Origin of the sequence: Thiomicrospira pelophila DSM 1534, assembly GCF_000711195.1 — a bacterium.
GTDB lineage: Bacteria > Pseudomonadota > Gammaproteobacteria > Thiomicrospirales > Thiomicrospiraceae > Thiomicrospira > Thiomicrospira pelophila.
Window position 1 is genome coordinate 146726 of the sequence record NZ_JOMR01000001.1, and the last position, 23588, is coordinate 170313.

Annotated in this window: 22 protein-coding genes; 14 read left to right on the forward strand and 8 right to left on the reverse strand. The window is 42.2% G+C overall.

Annotated features, from left to right (window positions below; all coding sequences use genetic code 11):
* Positions 1-42: 42 nt before the first annotated feature.
* Positions 43-576 (reverse strand): NADPH-dependent FMN reductase, encoded by a 534-nt coding sequence (locus N746_RS0100715; protein WP_029933445.1) that lies wholly within the window; start codon positions 574-576, stop codon positions 43-45.
* Between the two features lie 24 nt (positions 577-600).
* Positions 601-1296 (reverse strand): pirin family protein, encoded by a 696-nt coding sequence (locus tag N746_RS0100720; protein ID WP_029933446.1) that lies wholly within the window; start codon positions 1294-1296, stop codon positions 601-603.
* 108 nt (positions 1297-1404) lie between these two features.
* Here N746_RS0100720 and N746_RS0100725 point away from each other — a divergent pair, with 108 nt between their 5' ends.
* The 13 genes from N746_RS0100725 to N746_RS0100785 all read left to right on the forward strand — a co-directional run bounded on the left by N746_RS0100725 (position 1405) and on the right by N746_RS0100785 (position 16123).
* On the forward strand, positions 1405-2319 hold the full coding sequence (locus N746_RS0100725) for a LysR family transcriptional regulator (protein ID WP_029933447.1): 915 nt from the start codon (positions 1405-1407) through the stop codon (positions 2317-2319).
* Positions 2316-3509, forward strand: a complete 1194-nt coding sequence (locus tag N746_RS0100730) for a DUF3095 domain-containing protein (RefSeq protein ID WP_051678425.1) — start codon at positions 2316-2318, stop codon at positions 3507-3509. The genes N746_RS0100725 and N746_RS0100730 overlap by 4 nt, the downstream gene beginning before the upstream one ends.
* An 86-nt stretch (positions 3510-3595) precedes the next feature.
* Entirely contained in the window at positions 3596-4336 is a 741-nt protein-coding gene (gene cmoA / locus N746_RS0100735) for a carboxy-S-adenosyl-L-methionine synthase CmoA (protein ID WP_029933449.1), read from the forward strand.
* 14 nt (positions 4337-4350) lie between these two features.
* The gene (gene cmoB / locus N746_RS0100740; RefSeq protein ID WP_029933450.1) at positions 4351-5346 is read left to right on the forward strand and encodes a tRNA 5-methoxyuridine(34)/uridine 5-oxyacetic acid(34) synthase CmoB; all 996 of its coding nucleotides are present in this window, start codon (positions 4351-4353) and stop codon (positions 5344-5346) included.
* 263 nt (positions 5347-5609) lie between these two features.
* Entirely contained in the window at positions 5610-6569 is a 960-nt protein-coding gene (locus N746_RS0100745) for an AAA family ATPase (protein ID WP_029933451.1), read from the forward strand.
* Entirely contained in the window at positions 6566-7483 is a 918-nt protein-coding gene (locus N746_RS0100750) for a DUF58 domain-containing protein (RefSeq protein ID WP_029933452.1), read from the forward strand. Before N746_RS0100745 ends, N746_RS0100750 begins: the two co-directional genes overlap by 4 nt.
* Positions 7480-7944, forward strand: a complete 465-nt coding sequence (locus tag N746_RS0100755) for a DUF4381 domain-containing protein (RefSeq protein ID WP_029933453.1) — start codon at positions 7480-7482, stop codon at positions 7942-7944. The genes N746_RS0100750 and N746_RS0100755 overlap by 4 nt, the downstream gene beginning before the upstream one ends.
* A gap of 19 nt (positions 7945-7963) precedes the next feature.
* Positions 7964-8977 (forward strand): VWA domain-containing protein, encoded by a 1014-nt coding sequence (locus tag N746_RS0100760; protein ID WP_038125801.1) that lies wholly within the window; start codon positions 7964-7966, stop codon positions 8975-8977.
* Positions 8974-10908, forward strand: a complete 1935-nt coding sequence (locus N746_RS0100765; RefSeq protein ID WP_051678427.1) for a VWA domain-containing protein — start codon at positions 8974-8976, stop codon at positions 10906-10908. The genes N746_RS0100760 and N746_RS0100765 overlap by 4 nt, the downstream gene beginning before the upstream one ends.
* A complete protein-coding gene (locus N746_RS0100770) occupies positions 10902-12560 on the forward strand; it encodes a BatD family protein (protein ID WP_051678428.1) in 1659 nt (552 codons plus the stop codon). The genes N746_RS0100765 and N746_RS0100770 overlap by 7 nt, the downstream gene beginning before the upstream one ends.
* A gap of 111 nt (positions 12561-12671) precedes the next feature.
* Entirely contained in the window at positions 12672-13343 is a 672-nt protein-coding gene (locus N746_RS0100775) for an ABC transporter ATP-binding protein (RefSeq protein WP_051678429.1), read from the forward strand.
* 103 nt (positions 13344-13446) lie between these two features.
* Positions 13447-14475 carry an extracellular solute-binding protein gene (locus N746_RS0100780; protein WP_029933458.1) on the forward strand — a complete coding sequence of 343 codons (1029 nt, stop codon included), beginning with the start codon at positions 13447-13449 and terminating at the stop codon, positions 14473-14475.
* 52 nt (positions 14476-14527) lie between these two features.
* A complete protein-coding gene (locus N746_RS0100785; protein WP_029933459.1) occupies positions 14528-16123 on the forward strand; it encodes an ABC transporter permease in 1596 nt (531 codons plus the stop codon).
* A gap of 18 nt (positions 16124-16141) precedes the next feature.
* Here the strand turns inward: N746_RS0100785 and tsaC are convergent, their stop codons facing one another.
* The 3 genes from tsaC to N746_RS0100800 all read right to left on the reverse strand — a co-directional run bounded on the left by tsaC (position 16142) and on the right by N746_RS0100800 (position 19337).
* Positions 16142-16705 (reverse strand): L-threonylcarbamoyladenylate synthase type 1 TsaC, encoded by a 564-nt coding sequence (gene tsaC / locus N746_RS0100790; RefSeq protein WP_029933460.1) that lies wholly within the window; start codon positions 16703-16705, stop codon positions 16142-16144.
* 17 nt (positions 16706-16722) lie between these two features.
* Complete coding sequence (locus N746_RS0100795; protein WP_029933461.1) at positions 16723-17106, reverse strand: YkgJ family cysteine cluster protein; 384 nt, start codon at positions 17104-17106, stop codon at positions 16723-16725.
* 158 nt (positions 17107-17264) lie between these two features.
* Entirely contained in the window at positions 17265-19337 is a 2073-nt protein-coding gene (locus N746_RS0100800; RefSeq protein ID WP_029933462.1) for a BCCT family transporter, read from the reverse strand.
* Between the two features lie 169 nt (positions 19338-19506).
* Here N746_RS0100800 and N746_RS0100810 point away from each other — a divergent pair, with 169 nt between their 5' ends.
* Complete coding sequence (locus N746_RS0100810; protein ID WP_029933463.1) at positions 19507-20313, forward strand: Cof-type HAD-IIB family hydrolase; 807 nt, start codon at positions 19507-19509, stop codon at positions 20311-20313.
* Positions 20314-20323: 10 nt separating this feature from the next.
* On the opposite strand, the gene mnmE is transcribed toward N746_RS0100810, so the two are convergent.
* The 3 genes from mnmE to N746_RS0100825 are packed head-to-tail and all read right to left on the reverse strand — an operon-like array spanning position 20324 to position 23340.
* Positions 20324-21679, reverse strand: coding sequence for a tRNA uridine-5-carboxymethylaminomethyl(34) synthesis GTPase MnmE (gene mnmE / locus N746_RS0100815; RefSeq protein ID WP_029933464.1), 1356 nt, complete (start codon positions 21677-21679; stop codon positions 20324-20326).
* Between the two features lie 3 nt (positions 21680-21682).
* Positions 21683-22405, reverse strand: a complete 723-nt coding sequence (locus N746_RS0100820) for an MlaA family lipoprotein (RefSeq protein ID WP_081835952.1) — start codon at positions 22403-22405, stop codon at positions 21683-21685.
* A gap of 14 nt (positions 22406-22419) precedes the next feature.
* Complete coding sequence (locus N746_RS0100825; protein ID WP_029933466.1) at positions 22420-23340, reverse strand: hydrogen peroxide-inducible genes activator; 921 nt, start codon at positions 23338-23340, stop codon at positions 22420-22422.
* Positions 23341-23588 lie beyond the last annotated feature (248 nt).

Consider the following 23588-nt stretch of genomic DNA (forward strand, 5'->3'; position numbering starts at 1 on the left):
GGGCGGGTTAAAACTAGAGTAACGCTTAAATCTTAAAAAAGCTTAGGCACACATAGCTTTTAAAGTCTGCATTTGTTCTTTAATTAACGATTTAGTATTTTCGTCTGTTAACTCACCTTGCGCAGTAAAACGCTCAAATGCATTGCCTACCATCACTTCTGGCACGGCCAAAACTTTTACGTCAGGATAAATCAACATTTGACGCAGCTGATATTGTGCACGCGCGCCACCTAAGCCGCTAGGGCTGGCACTCATCATTGCAGTCGGCTTGTTCTTTAGTGGTTTTTCTGGGTGAATCGACAACCAATCAATCACGTTTTTCATCGCCGCGGTCACCGAATAATTAAACTCTGGAGAAGCTAAAACTAAGGCATCGGCCTGCTTAACCTCAAGCGCCAGTTTATTAATTAAATCCGGGAAACCGCTTTCTAATGTATTGGGATCAAGCAGCTCAATACCGTTCAATGTGCGAACATCCATTGTTACTCCTTCCGGCACCAGTTCAGCCGCCGCATGTAATAATGAGGTATTCAATGAACCCTTACGTACACTGCCACTTATCGCTAAAAACTTCATATTTTTCCTTTCGTAAATATTGAGTTAACACAAATCAAATAATAAAAATTCGGCTTTCGAATCTGTGGTCATTACCAGGCCTGGTTCATCTTCTACCGCTAAACCATCACCCGTTTGCATCGACTCACCATTCACATCTAGCTCGCCTTTCACCAACTGAATCCAAATACCGCGACCAGGACGGATATCAAATTTCACCTCTTGACCCGCTTCCATTTCAGCTCGGTATAAATCCACATCTTGGTTAATAAATACCGCGCCATCTCTAGAGTCTTGGGAAGCTAAAAGCACCAAATCCCCTAGTGCCGCCTGATCATAACGTATCTGCTGATAGGTAGGCTTAATGTTGTTTTTCGCCGGCATTAACCAAATCTGATACAAATGCGTGGTATCGGTATCCGATGGGTTAAACTCACTGTGCGTTATGCCCGTACCCGCACTCATACACTGAATCTCGCCCGGTTGAATTTGTTCCATATTGCCCATGCTGTCTTTGTGCGCCACACGACCTTCAATCACATAAGTGATGATTTCCATATTATCGTGTGGATGGGTCGGAAAACCTGAGCTTGGATCAATCCAATCCTCGTTCATTACGCGTAAACTGCGAAAGTTCATTTGATTACGATCAAAGTAGCTTGAAAATGAAAACGTGTGATAGGATTTTAACCAGCTATGCTCAGCATATCCGCGTTCCTTAGATGGTCTTAAACGTAACATTTCAATCTCCTTGTTTAATTGACAGCCAAAGTTTAACTTTTTCTTGTATGATTGATAAGATCCAAATTATGAATTTACTTTTTCCATAAGAGAAAGGTACAAACTGGCATGATTAATCGAAAAGATTCTCTAGAAGGCTTAACTATTTTTGTACAGGTTATCGAATCTGGCAGTTTTAGTGGTGCGGCAACCGAACTGGGTCATGCGGTGTCGCACATAAGCAAAGCCATCACCAAACTGGAAAAGCGGCTCGCCGCGCGCCTCATCAACCGAACGACACGTAGCTTAAGCTTAACGGATGTGGGTCAAGTGTATTTCGAAAAAGCCAAACAAATTGTGAGTGATGCTTACGAAGCCGAACAAAGCATTACTCAGCTGCAAGACAGCCCAACCGGGCGTCTGAAAATCAGTTTACCCAACAGTTTCGGTCAATCTCATATGCAGCCGATTGTCACTCAATATTTACTGCAGTATCCACAGGTCAAACTTCAAGTCGATTTTAGCAGCCGCTTAGTCGATGTAATTGGAGAAGGGTTTGATTTGTGCGTACGTATGGGACAGCCGCAAAGCTCCAACTTAATCAGCCGTAAACTGCTCGACTTCGAATTTATCACCGTCGCAACACCAGACTACTTTGCTAAATACGGCCAACCCAAACACCCGCACGATTTAAAAGCGCACTTAGCAATTAAGTATATGTATAACCAAGTGCCGGTGACCTGGGAATATCATAACGAACAGCGCGAAACCATCCATGTGGATGTCGAAAACCTAGTCGAATGTAACAATTTACCAATGCAGAAAACCCTGATCATGAATGGACTGGGTATTGGCCGCCTGCCCAGCTTTATGTGTGACGAAGAACTCCAAAAAGGTCAGCTGGTACGTGTACTGGCCGAGTATGAAAAATCGGCTCAATCGGCCTATTTGCTTTATCCACATCGGCTACATTTATCCGCCAAAGTACGGGCCTTTGTAGATTTGGCGATTGACTACTTTCAAACTGGCCAACATAAACCATGAAAATAACTGATCTGAATTCATCTAACGAGCATTTTTACCAAAATTTAAATGTCATCACGGATTTTGAAGACATCTTGCACCTGCATCATTTTACAGAAATCCCCAGTGACTGGTGGCTAGTGGTCACCGATGTCGTCAACTCCACCCAAGCGATTCAAGCTGGACAATATCGAGCGATCAATGCAGTGGGCGGAGCGACTGTCGCGGCCATCACCAATGCGGTTAAACCTTTACGCATTCCCTATATTTTTGGTGGTGATGGCGGTAGTTTTTGTGTTCCACCCAGTCAGCTTGAATCAGTTAAGGCCGCTTTAATCGGTTCAGCTCAACTAGCGCGCGATAGCTTTGATTTGTCATTGCGTATCGGCTGTGTGCCCTATAGCACGATTCAGCACAAAACCAAAGTGCTGGTCGCCCGATTCCAAAAAAATGCCAGTCTTGAGCAAGCGGTTTTCATCGGTGGTGGCTTGGCCGAAGTCGATCGTCTAATCAAACAAGATCCTCAATATATCCTGCCAATTAATGATGTCGAACAATCCGCTGACTTCTCAGGCTTCGAATGCCGATGGAATCGTATTCCCAGTCCCAAAGAAGTCACACTCAGCCTTCTCGTCAAACCTCGTAACCCAAAACTAGATCAACAGCTCGCACTTTACAGCCAACTCAAAGCAAAAATCCGTCAGTGTGTCGGAGATGAAAACCAACATCATCCGATTAACACTGAAGGCATGCAGCTGGGTTTTAAAGCCCAAACCTTAATGGGAGAACTTAATGTAAAGGCCTTTCATAAAAGCGCTTGGCAAAAATTCAAGATTCTATGGAAGCTGCGTTATGAGAATATAATTGGCGCGATATTCATGCGATACAATATTAAACACGGTGACGCTAAATGGGGCACCTATAAAACCGACTTTGTCGCCAATTCCGACTATCGTAAGCTGGACGACATGTACCGAACCGTCTTAAGTGCCAGCCAAGCCGATTGCCAAAACCTTATTGACTGGCTTGAGAGCCAATACCAACATGGCCAGCTTTATTACGGTGTGCATCAAAGTGACGCCTCCATCGTCACCTGTTTAATCAGCAAAACGGGCGTGGACCATATGCACTTCGTTGATGGTGCCGATGGAGGCTATGCGCTCGCGGCACAAGCTTTAAAACAGCAAATGAATAAAAAACCAACTCTCTGAATTAAAGACCAGTCCAAATCGCTGGCCGATAGACCTAAACTACCGGGCACTTTATAATGAGCGCTCAAACTAGAGTGAGCCCCAGAATGAATCAACAAAACAACCATAAAGACACCCTGTTCGCCCAGCCTTACGAAGCTTTAGGCGCGTTTCAATTTGACGAATCTGTGGTATCGGTTTTTCCTGATATGATTCAGCGTTCGGTGCCTGGTTATCAAACCATTCTCGCCGGCATTGGCGAACTCACCACTCAGTTGGTGAAACCCAATACTCGCATTTATGACTTGGGTTGTTCATTGGGCGCGGTTACGCTCACAATACGGCGTAAGTTAGAAACCACGCCCTGCCAAATTATTGCGGTCGATAATTCAGCGGCCATGATTGAACGTGCCAAAACCTATTTAGCCGCTTTTCATTCGGATGTGAAAGTCGATTTTCAAATCGACGATATCGCGAATATTGAAATCCAAAACGCCTCACTAGTGGTGCTTAACTTCACCCTGCAATTTATTGCTCCCGAACAACGTGAAGCTTTAATCCAAAAAATTTACGACGGCTTAAACCCGGGAGGCGCATTGATTCTGTCCGAAAAAATTCACCTCGATGACCCAATCACACAAAGCGCAATTGAGCACCTACACCTACAATTTAAACGCGCAAATGGCTACTCTGAGCTTGAAATTAGCCAAAAACGTGCCTCGCTAGAAAATGTACTCATCAGTGACACACCCGAACAAAATATTGACCGTCTAAAAAAAGTCGGTTTTAAACATAACGCAATTTGGTTACAAGCGTATAATTTCGCTTCCTTTTTAGCGATTAAATAACCATTACAGCATGAGTGTTCCACGTGAAACAACATCTTGATAGTCTTTGGCCCCAACTCGAAAACACCCGTTTAGAATTTTGGAAAGCGGCACTCGACCCACTTATCGAAGAAGCCCTCCACCCAGAAGGCAATGGCAACTTACCACGCTGGATAGCCGCATTAGAAACAATCCAAAAATTCAATCCATCAGAACGAGTAGAACTTAATCGCTCCGCAATTCTGGCTCAGTCCACCGACTTTAGCGAGTCGCAACGCCAACAACTCGAAACCGCCTTGCGCGCACTCATGCCTTGGCGCAAGGGCCCGTTTGAAATTGAAGGCTTATACTTAGATACAGAATGGCGTTCCGACTGGAAATGGGATCGCGTGCTCCCGCATCTCGCGCCTTTAAAAGATCGTCGAATTTTAGATGTTGGCTGTGGCAGCGGTTATCATCTGTGGCGAATGACGGGCGAAGGCGCCAAGCTGGTCATCGGCATCGACCCAAGCTTATTATTTATGGTGCAGTTTTTAGCCATGCGTCAATTTATCGGCGAAACCTCCACCTACTTTCTACCTTTGCCACTAGAAGTTTTACCGGAATCCAAATTTGGTGGCGAGTTTGATACCGTATTCTCAATGGGCGTGCTTTATCACCGCCGTTCACCTATTGACCACATTGACGAACTCAAACGTCAGTTAAAAAAAGGGGGTGAGTTGGTATTAGAAACCCTGGTGATCCCAGAAGAGCGCGGCCAAATCTTATTACCAGATGATCGTTACGCCCAAATGCGCAACGTCTGGTTTTTGCCCTCCGTCAAAGAGCTGGCTCATTGGCTAAACCGTTGCGGTTTCGAAAATGTGCGCTGTGTTGACCTAGACCAAACCTCAACCGACGAACAGCGCGCCACCGACTGGATGCAATGGAACTCACTCAAAGATTTCCTAGATCCCAACGACCCCAGCAAAACTATCGAAGGCTACCCAGCGCCTTTACGAGCGGTTATGTTAGCTAACAAACCTACATAATCAGGCCTGGTGTTTGACAAACAAGCATCAAATCGCCGGGTTTAATGACTTACTTAGGCTTGTGCAGGATCAAACACCAAGTTTTACCATTGAAATGGCTTTTCCATGATTTGGTATATACGTTATTCAGCCCGTTTAACAAATACCCCACACCCATGCATAACTTTTATGTGCCTAACTATTAGTCAAAAGCAAACTCAAACGGATTGCATTTAGCCATCAGTTTGCCATAATGATGAACTCATTATGTTGAGAGGATCACGATGAGCCTAGTCACCGAATTTCAAACATTACAAAACGCGTTAAACCAAATCATTGTGGGGCAACCGCATTTAATTGAGCGCATGTTAATTGCGCTATTATCGGATGGTCATTTATTGGTGGAAGGTCCGCCAGGCCTGGCGAAAACTAAAGCCATTAAAACCTTAGCGCAACAACTCGAAGGCCGATTTCATCGGATTCAATTTACCCCAGACTTATTACCTGCCGATATTACCGGTACTGAAATTTACCGGCCAGAGACCGCAAGCTTCGAATTTCAAGCCGGACCCATTTTCCATAATTTAATTCTGGCAGATGAAATCAACCGTGCATCAGCCAAAGTCCAATCGGCTTTATTGGAAGCCATGGGTGAAGGTCAGGTGAGTGTTGGCAAACACTCTATATCTATGGAAAAGCTGTTTATGGTTATGGCGACCCAAAATCCAATTGAGCAGGAGGGCACTTATCCGTTACCAGAAGCGCAATTAGACCGTTTTATGTTACACGTCAATATCGACTATCCTGACCGCGAAAGCGAGCGTCTTATTTTAGACCTAGTTGAAAACGAAGCCCGCGATCTTAGCCAAGCCTTGCCCAACGAAATTAATCAAATCACCTTGTTTAGCGCACGGGATGAGATTCTCAACATACACATGGCCGATGCGGTCAAAACTTATATCGTTGAATTAGTAATGGCGACCCGCCAGCCACAAAACTATAGTAACGAATTAGCTCAACAAATTGCATATGGCGTTAGCCCGCGTGCAACACTGGCGTTGTCACGCGGTGCACGAGCACACGCTTGGTTACAAGGGCAAGACTTTGTTAGCCCGGATAATGTACAGGCGGTAGTTCATGATGTGTTTCGTCATCGTTTACTTTTAAGTTTCGAAGCCGAGGCGATGGGCAAAAGTGTCGACGACCTCGTCAATGACATTCTAAACTGGGTAACCTTGGTATGAATGAGTCGCCTGCCGTTTATAGTGATTTAACGCGCTTAAACGCTTGGCGGTTTCACGTGAAACATTTAAAGCTAGGGCACCAACAAAACATAATGGCGCAAGTCGGCGGCTCAAATCGTACACTGCGAAAAGGCCGTGGAATGGATTTTAACGAAGTACGGCCTTACCAAGCTGGAGACGATGTACGTCATATAGATTGGCGCGTAACCGCCCGTACCCAAAAAACGCACACCAAACTCTTTAGTGAAGAACACGAGCGTCCAATTGTATTTATAGTAGAACAAAGCCCGACGCTTTTTTTTGGTAGCCAGCGCTGCTTTAAATCGGTATTGGCTTTGGATTGTTTAGCGATTTTAAGCTGGGCAAGCTTAAATCAAGCTGATCGTGTCGGTGGCTTAGTAATGGGTTTAAAGCCAAGCAGCTGGGTAGAACCTAAGCGACAACACAAAGTATTGCAACAATTGTTTCATCAGGCCTTGCTACAAAACCAGCAGCTCAATAAGCCGGGTATAACCAACCACCAGGCCTGGTCACAAACACTAAAACAGGTGCAGCCGCTTATTCATCCAGCGAGTCGGTTAATTTTAATTGGCGATGGCTTTAATTTAGATGAAGACGCCTTCAAAACTTTGAAAACGATAGCACGCCACAACACGATAGATTTTTTGCATATCGAAGATGAACTTGATAAACAATTACCGGCCATCAGCCATTTATCGGTTACGGATGGTGAACGTAGTATAAATATTGACAGTCAGAATCCTGTGGTTGGCCAAGCCTATACAAATCAATATCACCAGGCCTGGTGGTCATTAAAACAACGTTTACAAGCGCTTAAAATACCTTTAATCAGTATTGATCCCAGCCAATCGACGATTGAAACCTTAGTTAGAAATAAGTTACTTCGACCATGAATTCAGAAGCCTTACAACAGTTAGAAGATATTATTATTCCGCCCGCCGTTGGTTGGTGGCCACTGGCAATCAGTGTTTGGATAAGTTTGATTTCGTTAATGGGTTTAATTGTGGCGTTAATTTGGTATTTTCGTTTACGCCACAAACAGCGTTTATATCGTCGAATAGCCCGTCAACATTTAAATCAAATTGATCAAACGGACGATCAAGCCTTTTTAATTGAGATTAACCGTTTGCTCAAACAAGTCGCGATCACCACCTATGGTCGACAAACCTGCGCGCATTTAGACCACCAGGCCTGGTTGGACTTTTTAAAATCCAAAGCTCAATTTATCAAAATCCCCAAAGCCTTTGAAAAAATCAACCAACGTTATCGAACAGACTTGCCCGCTTTAACTAACAAAGACAAAAAACAAATCCAGCGTTACGCAAAACGTTGGATTGAGCGGCATCATTTATGATTAACCAGGTCAAAACAGCATGAATACATTACTTGCTCAGTTAGACAACTTCCATTTTATTTGGCCGTGGCTTGGGGTACTGGTGTTATTGCCGTGGTTTGTAGTGCGTTTATTAAAACCCGCCAGCCAACCACAGAAACCCTTAATTGCGCCGCATTTATTATCACGCTTAAATCAAATACCCAATAAAACCGACTTAATCCTGACGGCGGGTTCGGCTCGATTTAGTTTGTTATGGCTGATCATTTGGTTATTAGTGATACTCGCCGCGATGCGACCTGTTTGGTTTTTAACCCCTACACCATTTGAATCCAGCGGGCGCGATATGATGTTATCGGTGGATTTATCCGGCAGCATGGAAAAGCCCGATATGATAGTGCAGGGACGTGAGGTTGATCGTCTCACTGCATTAAAAAGTGTGGTGGATGAATTTATTGCTCAACGCCAAGGCGACCGAATCGGCTTAATTGTATTTGGCACACAAGCCTTTATGGTAAGCCCACTAACCTATGATTTAAATGCAATCCGCCGATTATTGAGCGAAACCGCCATCAGTATGGCCGGCAACAATACCGCGTTAGGCGACTCGATTGGTTTGGCGATAAAACATCTAAAACAGGCTAATAATCAAAAAGCCGTGTTGGTGTTATTAACCGACGGGTCAAATAATGCGGGTGCGGTTGATCCAATTGTCGCCGCCCAAAAAGCGGCCGAAGCTGGCCTGGTGATTCATACCATTGCATTTGGCCAAGTTGGCAACCAAAATGGCAATCGAGATATTGATACTCAAACCTTACAAACTATCGCCGAATTAACCGGTGGTGAAGCTTTTATGGCGAGTCAAACTGATCAACTTGCACGCATCTATCAGCGTATTAATGAAATTGAATCCAGCCACTTCACGCTCAATCAATACCGCGCACGGACCGAACTCTATATTTGGCCACTCGGTTTGGCTTTAATGCTGAGTTTCTATTTAGCTTGGCAACGAACACGCACAAAAAAACACCTGCATAGTGGAGACGTGACATGAACGAACTGGTGTTTTTAAGACCTTATTGGTTATTAGCTTTATTGCCTGCAGCCTATTTATGGTGGCGAGTAAAACGCAATCAAACTCAACAATCCGACTGGAAAAACTGGATTGATCCAGCGTTTCATCCTTATTTACTGGCGGAAAAAAACATCAAAACTGCTGGATCAAACTGGGCTTTGGTGGGATTAGCTATTATTTGGCTGAGTGCCATCCTTGCATTAAGTGGCCCAAGTTGGAACAGTGTGCAACTGCCCGCTCAAAAGACCAACAGCGGCAGCGTGATCGTTTTAGATTTGTCGTTGTCGATGTATGCTGATGATTTAGAACCTAACCGACTGACACGAGTGCAATTTAAGTTAACCGACTTGCTAAAAGAAAACCCAGGTTTACGCACCGGTCTTGTCGCCTATTCAGGCTCTGCCCACATTATTTCGCCTATATCGGATGACAATGCCACCTTATTAAATCTGTTGCCGCACCTCAATCCACTGATCATGCCGGCCTATGGATCCGACGCGATCGCCGGTTTTAGGCTTGCAAATGAGTTGTTAGAAAGTGCGCAAATAAATCAAGGTCATATTATTTGGATAACCGATGATATAGAACCAAGACAAACGGATACACTTAAAGAACTAATTAAACAAAACAACCTCAGCTTAAGTATATTAGCGGTTGGTAGTCAAACCGGGGGGGCCGTAAAAATACCCGAATATGGTTTATTAAAAGACTTACAAGACCGTTTAGTTCAAGCGCCACTGCCCTTAGCTGATTTACAAAACTTTAGCCAACAAGCCAATGCGAAACTGGTTCGGTTACAACTTAACAACCAAGATTTAGACAGCTTAACACCGACCTATTTAGCGGAAGAAAAGCGTGAGGAAGAGGACGCAAAACAGCTCAGCCAGGCATTAGATTATGGTGTATATTTGATCGTCTTAATTTTGGTTTTGGCCGCTTTATCGGCTCGACGTGGCTGGGTTTTATCCATTGCTTTTATCACACTGGTACCAGGCCTGGTCGTATCTCCGCCGAGTTTTGGTGAAACGCAAAACCCAAGTCTCAATAAACCTGAAAACGAAGCCAACCAACCCGAAATTAAACTTTCAGATCGGTGGCGTGAGGTTTATTTAACTGGCGATCAACGCGGCTACCAGGCCTGGTTGAATCAAAATTATATCGCAGCCGAACGCGAGTTTGCTGATCCGGCATGGAGAGGTAGCGCGTTATATCGTCAAGCGAAATACGCCGAAGCCGCCGAAGCCTTTAACAAAGTAGAAACGGCAAACGGTCGCTATAATCTAGGCAATGCCTTAGCGAAGTCGGGCGAACTGGAAGCCGCCAAACAAGCCTATCAACAAGCATTGGAAAAAAAACCCAACTTTAAACAGGCGCAACGCAATTTAGAAATTGTTGAAAATCTCCTCAAACAGCAAGCACAACAAAACCCGTCGGAAGACGGCGGTACTGATCAAAATAAACAACAATCTGATAAAGCCGATTCTACTCAATCAGAAACCAATTCAACACAGAATAACAAGGAATCAGACCAAACCAATCCAAACTCTGAGCAGAATCAATCGAACCCTGACGAAACTCAAACACAACAACAAAATGCATCGGCCAGTGAACAAGAATCAGATGCTAGCACCGAACAAAGCTTAAATGAAACCAGCGAAACCACTCAGCCAGAACCAACCGAACCTGAAGCAAACTCAAAAGAGCTGACTGGCTCTAAGCAGGGCTTAAAAAACTCAGATAAGGATGAATCTTCTCAACAAGCTAATCAACGCGAACGAGAACAAGCCGATAAGGCCTGGTTGAATCAAATACAAGATGAACCGGGATTGTTTTTAAGACGTAAATTTGACTATCAATATCAACAAAATCCCCCGGATGACCCCCAGCAAAACGAGCGTAAAATATGGTAAATTCCAAACAACTTCGCCCCTTAGTTTTTATATTGTTGGTTTTAAACCTCATACCAGGCCTGGTATGGGCGGATAAAACTCTGCAAGCCAGTGTAGATCACAATCTAATTGAACAGGGCGATATTATTCAACTGAATATTAGCGCCAATTTTCAAACCACCAGTCGCGGGCCAGACTTAGAGCCGCTCAAAAAAGACTTTGAAGTATTAGGTTCGCAAGCTTCCAATCAATTACAAATCGTAAACGGTCAGTTCAGTGCTGTAACTAATTGGGATGTGCAAATTTTAGCCAAACGCATTGGCGAGCTTAAAATACCGTCTTTTGAAGTCGAAGGGCTCAATACCCAGCCGATTCAAATTCGTGTGTCACCCGCCTCTAAAAAACAAAGCGACTATCAAGTTAGTTTTTTAGAGGCTCAAGTCGATAACACCAACCCTTACGTACAAAGTGAAGTACTCTATACGCTGCGTTATTACCACTTAGGTTCGTTAGTGCGCGGTAATATTGATTCGCCAGAGTTTGATGGGTTTATGGTCGAGCGCCTACAAAACCAACGCAGTTTTGAACGTCAGCTAGACAGTCGTACTTATCGAGTTTATGAATGGGTTTATGCGCTTTATCCACAGTCAAGTGGTGACATAAGCATTCCAACCCAACATTTTGATGGCACCTTATTGCATCAGCGCCAATTACGCCAAATTGAACAAAGTTCAGAAGCCATACAACTTAATGTCAAACCCATTCCAGCTGATTTTCCAGCTAACACCAATTGGTTGCCCGCCAAATCATTACAACTTACAGACGAATGGACACAACCCGATACATTAAAAACAGGCGAAACCTTAGGTCGGCGCATTACGCTGCAAGCACGCGGTCTAAAAGCCAGCCAACTACCCAGCCTGGAATGGAAAGAAACCCAAGAGTACCGACTATATAGCGATCCGGTGAGTCAAAATGACCACATTGAAGCTGGCGGTTTGAGCAGTCATAAAATGCAGGACTTTATGATGGTTCTGCTCAAACCCGGAGAGATTCGTTTCGATTCAATAGAAATACCCTGGTGGAACACCCAAACCGACCAATTAGAAATCGCGCGCTTAGACCCAAAACCTTTCAAGGTAGACGATAACCCAGCGGTAGATCAAGCATTAGGTTTAACCAATCCTACTTATAACAACCCGGTAGTGCATGACCATACAAACTCATTATTTTGGCCATTAATCAGCGGTTTATTCGCCATTTTATGGCTGATCACACTGGGAGTATTATTTAAACGAGGTCGCGTAAATAAATTAAGTCCTAAAACAGAGTCAAGCCAGCATGAAGGAAATTTAATTCAACTGGATGACGCTAACATTGCGCAACTGAGTCAACTATCGGATGCTCAGCTGGATTTAGCACTCAAACATTGGCTTAAAATCCATTATCAAATTAATCACTGGAGCGAACTGCAACAAAAGCAGCCCCGACTTTATGAACTTATGCAGCGCTTGCAAACCCAGCTATATCATCCGCAAGCTTCAAAATTAGATTTTGACCGACAAGCTTTATTACATGAATTGAATGGCTTAACCACACAAGAACAACGTCACCCAAGCTCACCATTAGTAGACTTATATCCTAGCCAAAAATCCAGTACGAACAAAAATTGATCTCACCGAATTTTTGATTGTTAAAAGAGTTTTAATTCTAATTGCTATTGCAAATTAATATCATTTAGCTTACATTTGCACTTAAGAATTCAATCAGCAAATGGCAGCGACATGTTAAAGATCAGCGACATACAAGTTGTTTACAATCAAACACCGGTACTAGACCAGTTTAATCTGGATATTAGTGCCGGTGAAATTGTGGGTATCCTTGGTCCAAGCGGGTGCGGAAAAAGCACTTTGCTGCGTGCCATCGCGGGGTTTGTAGAAATCGCAAAAGGTGAAATTTGTCTAAATAACGATTGTTTAGCTAGTTGCCAATGCACGATCCCGCCAGAAAAACGCGGAGTAGGTATGGTATTTCAAGACAATGCGCTGTTTCCACATTTAACCGTCGAAGAAAATATTGCCTTTGGTCTAAACAAAATGCCGAAAGCTGAACGTAAAACCCGCGTGGCTGAACTCATTGAACTCATCCAACTACAAGGATTAGAACAACGTTATCCACATGAGTTATCTGGCGGCCAACAACAACGCGTTGCCTTAGCACGCGCTTTAGCGCCGCGTCCAAGTTTAATCTTGTTTGATGAACCCTTCTCAAACCTGGATACCACTTTAAGTGAACATTTAGCGATTGAAATTCGTCAGCTTCTTAAACAACAAAATACCTCAGCCATCCTTGTCACACATACTTTCCGTGAAGCAGAGTTGATGTGCGATCGTTATGGCACGCTTGAAAGCTGTTTGTTGGGAAACGCTGAATGGCAACATACTAACGCCGCCTAAAACGGTAGGCTAAAAAACTAAAACGCCCACTTCGGCGTTTTTTTTGAAATGTAAATATTAATAATTCTCTTTTACAAAAACCTAATCAACATGAGGTCTAATCATGAAAAAAATAATCGCAGCAATTTTAGCAAGCAGCAGCTTACTAATGATGGGATGTTCACAAGACCAAGAAACAGATCAAGCCCAAGCAGATAACGCAAAAGTCGTCGTTTATAGCGCGCGTGCTGAACATTTAATCAAACCACTGTTTGATGAATTCACAAAGCAAACTGGGATTGAAGTGCAATTTCAAACTGGTAAAGCAAACGCTTTGGTGGAACGCTTAAAGGCCGAGTCAAGCAATACCCCTGCCGATATTTTAATGACAACCGATGTGGGTAACCTCTGGTATGCCGCTGATCAAGGTTTATTTCAACCAATGAACAGTGAAATTATTGAACGTAATATTCCAGTGCATTTACGAGATCCTGAGCAACTCTGGACGGGTTTATCGGTTAGAGCGCGTACTTTGGTTTACCATCAAGATCGCGTTTCTGCCGACCAGGTAGTAAGTTATGAAGACCTAGCGGATCCCAAATGGCAGGGTCGCTTATGTTTACGCACCTCTAATTCGGTATATAACAAATCGTTAGTCGCGTCATTAATCGAGCATCATGGTGAAGAAAAAACCACCCAAATTATAACCGGTTGGGTAAATAATTTAGCGGCGAAACCCCAGTCAAAAGACTCGCATGTTATGGACGCCATTTTGGCTGGTCAATGCGATATTGGTTTGGTAAATACTTATTACTATGGTCGTCTGCAGGCTGAAAACCCAGATACACCATTACGCTTAGGTTGGGCTAACCAAACAACCACCGGTACCCATATCAACGTTTCAGGTGCAGGCTTATTAAAGCATGCGAACAATACCGAAAACGCACTGAAACTCATCGAATGGTTATCAGAAAAACCGGCGCAGCAAATTTTTGGCGCTCTCAACCGTGAATATCCGGCTAATCCGAATGTAACAGTGGATCCACAAGTTGAGTCTTGGGGTGTGTTTAAACAAGACGAAATTAATCTAAAACGCCTAGGTGAATTACAACAAGCCGCTACTATGCTTATTAATCGCGTAAATTATGAGTAAAAAAGTGTGCGACAGACACAACTTGCTTCGGGTTTCGCACTAAAATAAGCGCATGAATTCTAAAACCCTTTGGCACATTGCTTTGTGGGGGTTGATCATCTTGATCAGCCTGCCACTTCTTCGCATATTAAGCGCATGGTTTGAACCCAGTTCAGCCATTTGGCAACACCTATCCGACACCCTTTTATGGGACATGATCACCAATACCTTATGGTTATTGTTGGGTGTAGGCATTGGCGTGACTTTGCTTGGTGTCAGTTTGGCTTGGTTTGTCACTATGTGTGAATTTCCGGGTCGAAAGATATTGGAATGGATGTTGTTTTTACCCTTTGCCATCCCAGCCTATGTGCTGGGTTTTGTGTATTTAGGTTTGTTCGACTTTCCCGGGCCGGTGCAAACTTACTTGCGTGAATTGTTTGGCTGGAGCGGATTGGATATTCGAGACGGCAAACTCAGCATCATGATCGTGATGTCACTCGTGCTTTATCCCTATGTTTATATGCTGGCGCGTAATGCCTTTTATAGCCAAAATAATACCTTGGTTGAAAGTGCACGTTTATTAGGAATGTCAGGTTTTGGCATTTTTTGGCGAATCTCTGTGCCTATGGCGCGACCTGCCATTGCCGCAGGTGTAATGTTGGCCTTAATGGAAACCCTAGCCGATTTTGGAACCGTCGCGATTTTTAATTATTCCACTCTAACCAGTGGCATATTCAGCGTGTGGGAAAATTTTCGATCTTTGCAAGCCGCGGCTCAGCTATCGACTTTATTACTCGGTATTGCGGTTTTGCTGATTTTTATCGAACGTTGGAGTCGTGGTCGAGCGAGATACGATTCCAATAAACGCATGACTTTACGGCCTTATAAACTGAAAGGTCACCAGGCCTGGTTGGTGACAAGTTTGGTAGGCTCGGTAGTTTTATTCGCCTTTATTTTGCCAGTATTGCAATTGTTATTCTGGTCTCTAGCTAGCTTAAACCTAGAGTGGGATGCACGTTATTTAGACTGGATAAGCAATAGCTTTGTATTAGCGGTTGGAGCGGCCTTATTAACGGTTGGGCTTGCTGTGATTGTAAACAGTGTACGTCAGCAAACTCATTTATCTTGGCCATTAAAAACCGGTATTAGGTTTGCTAACTTAGGTTATGCCTTACCTGGTTCTGTTTTGGCCGTGGGCATCATGTTATTGATTATTGATATTGGTGAGTTTGTTTCACCTGGTCAGGGAATCTGGCTGAGTAGTGGTATTTTTGCTTTGTTATTGGCTTATATGGTGCGATTTTTAGCGGTCGCTTATGGGCCGGTTGAAAGCAGTTTTGATAGTATTACGCCTTCTATGACCGAAGCCGCCCGCAGTTTAGGTGCCAATACATCTCGTTTAGTTTCACATGTATATTTTCCACTACTAAAACCAGGCCTGGTGGTGGCTGGATTTATGGTAGCCGTAGATGTAATGAAAGAATTGCCCGCCACCTATTTATTACGCCCGTATGGTTGGGATACCTTAGCGATACGCGTATATGAATTAAGTTCAGAAGGTTTGTATGAACGCGCGGCGATACCGTCGTTAATGCTGTTAGGATTGGGTTTATTAGGGCTCTATATGGTGCATCGGATCAATAAACGCTATAAAATTCGAGCTAAATAAAATTACACATTAAACCGATTAACGAAGCCGTTGATCAGTTTGCGCATCCCAAATTTGAGACGGATTCTCTAGGCCGCCTAACGCCGCCTCTAAACACCAAACGTGATGATTAAAATAATCCATCACTTGTTGACAATTTTTCGCCGGTGGCAAGGTCGCCGGGTTCGCTGAGGTGGAGACCAGCACAGTATCACCACACAACGCCTGAACAATTGGGTGATGGCTTAATCTAACGGCAACACTCGTATGAATACCACTAATCCAGCTCGGACAAATATCTGTTTTGGGTATAACCCAAGTTATCGCTTGATCGGCTTGTTTCCACGAATCTAAAATCTTTTGAGACCAGGCCTGGTGCTGCAGTTTACAAAATTGGTCTAAGGCTTTAACTTCGGCCGCAATCAAGATCAAACCTTTTGATTGAGGTCTTTGTTTTAAAGCTAACAAATGCTCAACCGCTTTTTGATTTAACGGATCACAACCCAACCCATAAACCGCCTCTGTTGGATAAGCAATCACATCGCCCTGCTTAATACGTAAACGTGCCTCACTAATTTGCTCTAAAAGCCGTTTATCAAACATGTTTGACCTCTTGTAAATCAAGCCACCTGTGGAAAATTAGGCGGTGTATGGGTGGGGTTATGCGGCGGATCAACTGGCTCTAAACCATGCAAAGCACGGATACGTTGACACTCTGGATTAATAGAACCATCCTCTAACCACAAAGGAAAATCACGGCAAGCTGATGGGCGCTTATCATAGATAGAGCAGGATACCTCAACCCCAACTTCACCGCTTAAAGCTACGCAACGCGGGGTTTTACAGTTGGTACCCTGCATACAAATATAATGCGGGTTGATGTTTTCCGTCAACTCAACTGGCACGCTTCCGCCTAAAAACGGATCCGCTTCTGCCCAATAAAAAGATACACGAAAATGACTGCAACACACACCACAAGACAAGCATGGATTAAAACTATCCATACATTAGACTCCAAATAAATACCGTTTAATAGAGTGGCCCAACGTAAAATCCGATCAAATTCGGATGGCTTATTCTACTCAGAGTTAGACAAAAAAATAGCCTGTTAAGCAAACTATTTTTTACTTAACAAGCTTATTTTTGAATCAAATAAATTGGACTATTTTTGCTTGTCTTTTGTTGCTTCACTTAACAAGTTTGGTGGCAAATCATCCTCTTCTAAATGCTGATTATTCCATGGCAAAATACCTGAAGAGGTGTGTAAGAATTGTAAATAACGCTCAAAATGATCCAAAATATCAGAAATCAAATCAGCTTGTTCATAACCATATACATCATATGATTGGCTGCCACGACGTAGAAAAACTTCCGCTCGGTAATAATGGGTTTCCTCCGCTTCATCAGCTCGATTAATTTCAGGATAGGCATAACCTGGCAAAGTATAGTTACGTAATCGAATTTCATAAATAAACTCAATTTGCTCGGCTTTAAATACTTCAATTCTAACCCGACATTGATCTTCATCAACAAACACTTGAGCTGGCCAGTCTTGTGATTTCAACTCTTTTTCGACCTGTCTCATGCTGGGTAGAACTGTCATCATAATAAAATCTTCTACTTGTTGGCGGCTTGGAAAATCCACCAAACTGGCTAAACGTTGCTTCCAAACTTTGGTTGATTGGTGAGCACGCCCACCTTGCATCGCATTTTGTAAACTAATATCTCGATGGGTTTCGATATTCAGCGCACGCCACATACCAAAGGCGGCGATTAACATAATCACCGCAAAGGGTAAGGCACTCACGATCGAAGCCGTTTGTAAGGCGCTTAAACCACCGGCTATTAAAAGCACCGATGCCACCACGCCCAATAAGGCCGCCCAGAAAACACGTTGCCAAACTGGCGTATTAAGTGCGCCACCTGAGGCTAATGAGTCAATAACTAAAGCGCCTGAATCGGCTGAGGTTATAAAAAACGTAATAATTAAAAATACAGCCAAGAATGAAACAATACTGCTATAAGGCAATAATTCAAATAATTGAAAAAGGGCTATCGCATGATCGGCCTGAACTTGGTCAATTAAACTTGTATAACCTTCAACCATAATCAAATGTAAGGCCGTGTCGCCAAATACAGAGAACCATAAAAACGTAAAAATGGTTGGCACCAACATCACGCCTAATACAAACTGGCGAATGGTACGGCCTCGGCTAATTTTGGCAATAAACAAGCCGACAAACGGGGCCCACGCAATCGTCCAACCAAAAATAAATAACGTCCAGTTGCCAATCCAATCACTGGATGTATAAGCTTGCAAACTAAACGTACGCTCAACAATGCCACTCAAGTAACTGCCGGTGTTTTCTAGAAAGGTTTCAAGAATAAAAATGGTTGGGCCAACAATAAACACAAATGCCATAATCGCGATGGCAATAGCGATATTGATTAATGACAAACGTTTAATGCCTTTATCCATCCCAGCTACCACCGAAATAATAGCTAAACCGGTAATCACCGCAATCGTAATGACCTGAGTGGTGATACCAACCGGAATACTTGGCCAAAGATAATTCATACCTGCGTTAATTTGGGAAACCGATAAACCCAAGGTTGTGGCTATACCAAAGGTGGTACCTAATATGGCAAAAGTATCAACGGTATGCCCCATTGGACCGTGAATTTTTTCACCAATTAATGGGTAAAGGGTTGATCGCATGGATAAAGGCAAACCATGACGAAATGCAAAATACGCGAGAGTTAATCCTACTAAACCGTAAATCGCCCAAATATGAAAACCCCAATGGAAAAACGCGATTTGCATGGCTTGTTTGGCCGCATCTACTGTTTCGGCCGCACCTTCTGGCGGTGACGCATAATGTAAAACCGGTTCTGCGACACCAAAGAATAACAGCGCAATACCGTATCCGGCCGAAAATAACATCGCAAACCAAGACGTAAAACTGTATTCCGGTACCGCATGATCTGGACCGAGTTTAATACTTCCCCAACTGGTGAAGGCTATTGAAACAATAAAAACTAAGAAAATAGCCACCGATAACATGTAAAACCAACCAAAACTATCGGTGATATAGGATAAGGTTTGGGAAAAAACTTGGCCAGCAAATTCAGGATTACTCAGCGTACCAACAATCATTAAAAAAATAACGACTACCGCTGGGATAAATACCGGTATTAATACGGTGGAAGGCCAAGTGAATTTTATTGAACGCATAAGGGTTCTCCAGATTTTTGATGTTTATAACCTTAACAAAAACCCTTTGCAAAAGGAATCAACAATCCCCGTATTTAATAGCTTAATGGAATTTAATCAAATAGTTAAAGATAGGAAAAAACACGAATTTTTGATAAAGTGGCGGCCACTATAATCTCGAGTCATCAACATGATAAAACTGGTTGTAATTGATTTAGACGGTACGTTATTAAATCCTGAGCACACTATTTCTCAAATTTCGATACACACCTTACAACAGTTATATCAACAAGGTATTGAAATCATGTTGGCCACTGGTCGACATTATCAAGATGTGTATTTATTAGCTCAACAATTACAAATTCCAAGCTGCTTAATTACTTCAAATGGGGCAAGAGTTCATAACGAACAAGCTAAACTTGTTTATGAAAACCATATTCCAGAATACTTAGTGCACCAAATTTTGAGTTTATCTTCTGGATATGAAGTCCATCGAAATCTTTACCAACAAGATTTATGGTTGGTGGAAGAACCTAACGAACCCTTGCTCAATATTCATCATAGCTCTGGATTTGAATACCAAATTACCAACTTTGATGATATAGATTGTCAGCATATTGATAAATTTTACTTTAATGCGCCTCATCAAAAATTGAAACCACTTCAACAGCAACTAATGAAAAAATTGGCTGACCAACTTTATATTACTTTTACAACTGAAAATTATTTAGAAGTCATGAATAAAGGGGTATCGAAAGGTCAAGCACTAGAAAAAGTGTTGATTCAAAAAAACATTAAAGCGTCTGATGTGATGGCATTTGGTGATGGCTTAAACGATGTGGATATGTTGAAGTTAGTAGGTTATCCAATCATTATGCAAAATGCTCACCCGGATTTAAAAGCCCAATTACCGAGTGCCGCACAAACTAAATCTAATGCCGAAGACGGGGTGGCTTACTATTTGCAAACGCACCTTCTTAAGTCTTTTCAAAGTTAGTATTTTGTGATTATTTGCCGATACAAAAGGAACTAAATATTCGACCCAATAAATCATCTGAACTGAAACGACCCGTGATTTCAGACAAGGCATTTTGGGCTAATCTTAAATCCTCGGCCACCAACTCACCGGCTGCAAAATGTTCAAGCTGATGTTGCGCATTGTGAACCGAATCTAACGCTAGCTGAATCGCATCTAAATGACGCTTTCGCGCCATAAACACACCTTCTGAGGTTTGCTGGAAACCCATAACTTCTTTTAAATGTGACGTTAGTAGATCTAAACCGGTTTTATGTTTAGCCGATAACCAAATTTCAGTGTGATCGTCGGTTTCCACCAGGCCTGGTTGTGCTTCAACCAAATCAATTTTATTACGAATTAAACTAACCGCCAAGTTAGGTGGCAATTTATCCAAAATAGCTTGATCTTCTGGATGAATCGTTTCACCAGCCTGTAATACAACTAAAACACGATCTGCATTTTCAAGCGCTTTCCACGCGCGTTCAATACCAATTTTTTCAACTTGATCGGTCGAATCCCTTAAGCCGGCTGTGTCTAAAACATGCAAGGGCATACCATCAATATGAATTTCTTCTTTTAAAACATCACGCGTTGTACCAGCTATATCCGTCACAATTGCGCTTTCACGACCGGATAATGCATTCAGTAAACTCGATTTTCCAGCATTTGGTCGCCCTAATATTACGACTGACATGCCTTCTCGTAACAATACCCCTTGTTGTGCTGATTTTTGAATCGCAATTAAACGTTGTAACAAATGCTCGATTTGACCCGCTACATGGCCATCAGATAAAAAATCAATTTCTTCTTCTGGAAAATCTATCGCGGCTTCTACATATAACCGTAATTGAATTAAAGCCTCAACCATTTCATCAATCTGATACGAAAAATTGCCTTGTAAAGACTTTAAAGCGCTACGTGCAGCCTGGTCAGAAGAAGCTTCAATAATATCGGCTATGGCTTCGGCTTGAGCTAAATCTAACTTGTCGTTTAAAAATGCCTGTTTAGAAAACTCACCCGGTTGAGCTAGGCGTGCACCTAATTCAATTACTCGAGTTAGGATCCATTGCAAAATAATGGGTCCACCATGAGCTTGGAGTTCTAAAACATCTTCGCCTGTAAATGAATGCGGTGCTTGAAAATAAAGTGCTATTCCTTGATCAAGTATTTGATTTTCAGAGCCATAGAATGCACCGTAATGGGCTTTTCTAATGGAAGGTAGAGAACCCAGCATCTTTTTTGTAATATCAGCAACAAGAGGTCCTGATACACGCACAATACCAACTCCACCACGGCCAGGTGGAGTTGCAATTGAAGCTATGGTATCGGTTTGGTTAAAGGTCATAGATTAATTGAAATCAAAATCATCCAGATCAGGCTTAGGTGGGTTGCCATCATAAATTAGGTTATTGCGATATTGTAAATAACTTTCACGATAAAAAATATACGGATCATATGAATCCTTAACCGTTTCAATCAAATCCATAACTTGGACGTAATTATCAAATTGATCGGCAACTAAAATTTTGGTTCGGCCTTGCATATCAGTTTGAATAATATAGTTGTAGGTCGGGTTATAACCGCCATCAACACCAGACCCAACCAATTCACGGAAAGTGTAACCACCCACAACTGGCAATACGACAAACGAGGATTCTTTCCATAGTCCCCATTTATACATAGTTTGACCAAAGTCTTCTTTTTGATAAGGCAAACCAGCTGGTGTTGCAATATCTAGTAAACCTCCCAAGCCAAAAACCGTGTTAATGGTAAAGCGCATAAAATCGCCTAAAGCTTGTTCTACTTCCCCTTGAAGCAAATTGTTAGTCATGTTTAATGGCATTTTTAAGTTAATAAAAAAATTATGTATGCCAGTTCTAGCGGGTTGAGGAACGTATTTTTTATAAGATTTACCTATCGGCTTGCCGACTAAATCATGAAACTCTATGTTTAATTCAAACATAGAGCGGTTAAAGGATTCATATGGATCTTCAGCATTCATTTGAGCTGACGTTCTAGAAGAGAATAATAAGCATAAAAATGCTATTAGCATGTATTTAATGGATTTCATAATAATTCGTACAATTAGTGTTTCTGTATTGTACAAGGAATCCGAATATTGTTTAGCGCGATTTTTAAAGTGTTGAGTAGTTGTTTACGCGGAAAACTCTTTCGCCAAGCTAACGCTACCGTTCGAGATAATAGAGTTGATTCGATTTCTTTAACGGTAAATAAGTCGGCATCATGAGTGTTAAGTGAGCTACAAGGTAAAATAGTAATACCGGCTCCTGAAGCAACCATAAAACGTATAGTCTCTAATGAACTGCCTTCTAAGGTACGTTGTAATTGAGTGTGTTGTAGGTTCAAGTTGTTTAAGTTTGGAAAGGCATCGACTACTTGATCTCGAAAACAGTGACCTGCACCAAGTAGTAACAGAGTTTCCTTTTCAATGTCCGCTAAAGTAAGTTTAGATTTATTAGTTAGCTGGTGATCGTTAGGTAATGCGACTACAAAAGGCTCTTCATAAAGTTCCAATGTTTCGATATGAGGGTCATTAAAAGGTAACGAAAGGATTACTACATCTAAGTCACCATTTTTTAGTTTATCAATTAAGTTAACAGTGTAATTTTCTTCTAGAATAAATGGAATTTTTGGTGCTAGTTGATGAAATTCTGGTATCAATTTAGGTAATAAATAGGGTGCGATTGTATAAATGGCACCAACTTTTAATTCTCCACTGTGATCACCTTGCTCTTCTTTTGCTATTTGTTTAATTAGATAGCTTTTATGTAAGATGTCTTCAGCAAGTCTAATAACTTCTTCGCCTATCGGCGTGATAATTATTTCTGACTTATGGCGCTCAAAAATGGTTATACCGAGTTCTTCTTCAAATTTTTTAATGGCAATACTTAAAGTTGGTTGGCTAACAAAGCAGATTTCGGATGCTTTACGAAAATGGCGTTCTTTTGCTACTGCGACGATATATTTAAGCTCATTAAGTGTCATAAAGTTATCCCTATAAAGTATTTAATTTTTTCTTTCTTTCTTTTTTTTGTTTTTATTGTGCAGATCTATAAAACGTATAACTTAAATTTAAACTTATGAAACAACAACTTGCATTGTTATTAACCTGTCTAAGAACCAGGGTTGTTTTGTTTGTATGAGGTGTGTGCGAATTGTGGATAACATTTGAACTTTATAAAAACATCAAACTTACCCACAGTTGTACACATCTTGTTAGTCAAGTTGTTGGC

Coding starts and splice junctions, on each gene's coding strand:
- N746_RS0100780 (WP_029933458.1), top strand. CDS start 13,447: ATGAAAAAAATAATCGCAGCAATTTTAGCAAGCAGCAGCTTACTAATG.
- N746_RS0100825 (WP_029933466.1), bottom strand. CDS start 23,340: ATGACACTTAATGAGCTTAAATATATCGTCGCAGTAGCAAAAGAACGC.
- N746_RS0100760 (WP_038125801.1), top strand. CDS start 7,964: ATGAATACATTACTTGCTCAGTTAGACAACTTCCATTTTATTTGGCCG.
- N746_RS0100725 (WP_029933447.1), top strand. CDS start 1,405: ATGATTAATCGAAAAGATTCTCTAGAAGGCTTAACTATTTTTGTACAG.
- N746_RS0100820 (WP_081835952.1), bottom strand. CDS start 22,405: ATGAAATCCATTAAATACATGCTAATAGCATTTTTATGCTTATTATTC.
- tsaC (WP_029933460.1), bottom strand. CDS start 16,705: ATGTTTGATAAACGGCTTTTAGAGCAAATTAGTGAGGCACGTTTACGT.
- N746_RS0100750 (WP_029933452.1), top strand. CDS start 6,566: ATGAATGAGTCGCCTGCCGTTTATAGTGATTTAACGCGCTTAAACGCT.
- N746_RS0100775 (WP_051678429.1), top strand. CDS start 12,672: ATGTTAAAGATCAGCGACATACAAGTTGTTTACAATCAAACACCGGTA.
- N746_RS0100800 (WP_029933462.1), bottom strand. CDS start 19,337: ATGCGTTCAATAAAATTCACTTGGCCTTCCACCGTATTAATACCGGTA.
- N746_RS0100785 (WP_029933459.1), top strand. CDS start 14,528: ATGAATTCTAAAACCCTTTGGCACATTGCTTTGTGGGGGTTGATCATC.
- N746_RS0100810 (WP_029933463.1), top strand. CDS start 19,507: ATGATAAAACTGGTTGTAATTGATTTAGACGGTACGTTATTAAATCCT.
- N746_RS0100715 (WP_029933445.1), bottom strand. CDS start 576: ATGAAGTTTTTAGCGATAAGTGGCAGTGTACGTAAGGGTTCATTGAAT.
- N746_RS0100770 (WP_051678428.1), top strand. CDS start 10,902: ATGGTAAATTCCAAACAACTTCGCCCCTTAGTTTTTATATTGTTGGTT.
- N746_RS0100745 (WP_029933451.1), top strand. CDS start 5,610: ATGAGCCTAGTCACCGAATTTCAAACATTACAAAACGCGTTAAACCAA.
- cmoA (WP_029933449.1), top strand. CDS start 3,596: ATGAATCAACAAAACAACCATAAAGACACCCTGTTCGCCCAGCCTTAC.
- N746_RS0100730 (WP_051678425.1), top strand. CDS start 2,316: ATGAAAATAACTGATCTGAATTCATCTAACGAGCATTTTTACCAAAAT.
- N746_RS0100755 (WP_029933453.1), top strand. CDS start 7,480: ATGAATTCAGAAGCCTTACAACAGTTAGAAGATATTATTATTCCGCCC.
- N746_RS0100765 (WP_051678427.1), top strand. CDS start 8,974: ATGAACGAACTGGTGTTTTTAAGACCTTATTGGTTATTAGCTTTATTG.
- N746_RS0100795 (WP_029933461.1), bottom strand. CDS start 17,106: ATGGATAGTTTTAATCCATGCTTGTCTTGTGGTGTGTGTTGCAGTCAT.
- N746_RS0100720 (WP_029933446.1), bottom strand. CDS start 1,296: ATGTTACGTTTAAGACCATCTAAGGAACGCGGATATGCTGAGCATAGC.
- mnmE (WP_029933464.1), bottom strand. CDS start 21,679: ATGACCTTTAACCAAACCGATACCATAGCTTCAATTGCAACTCCACCT.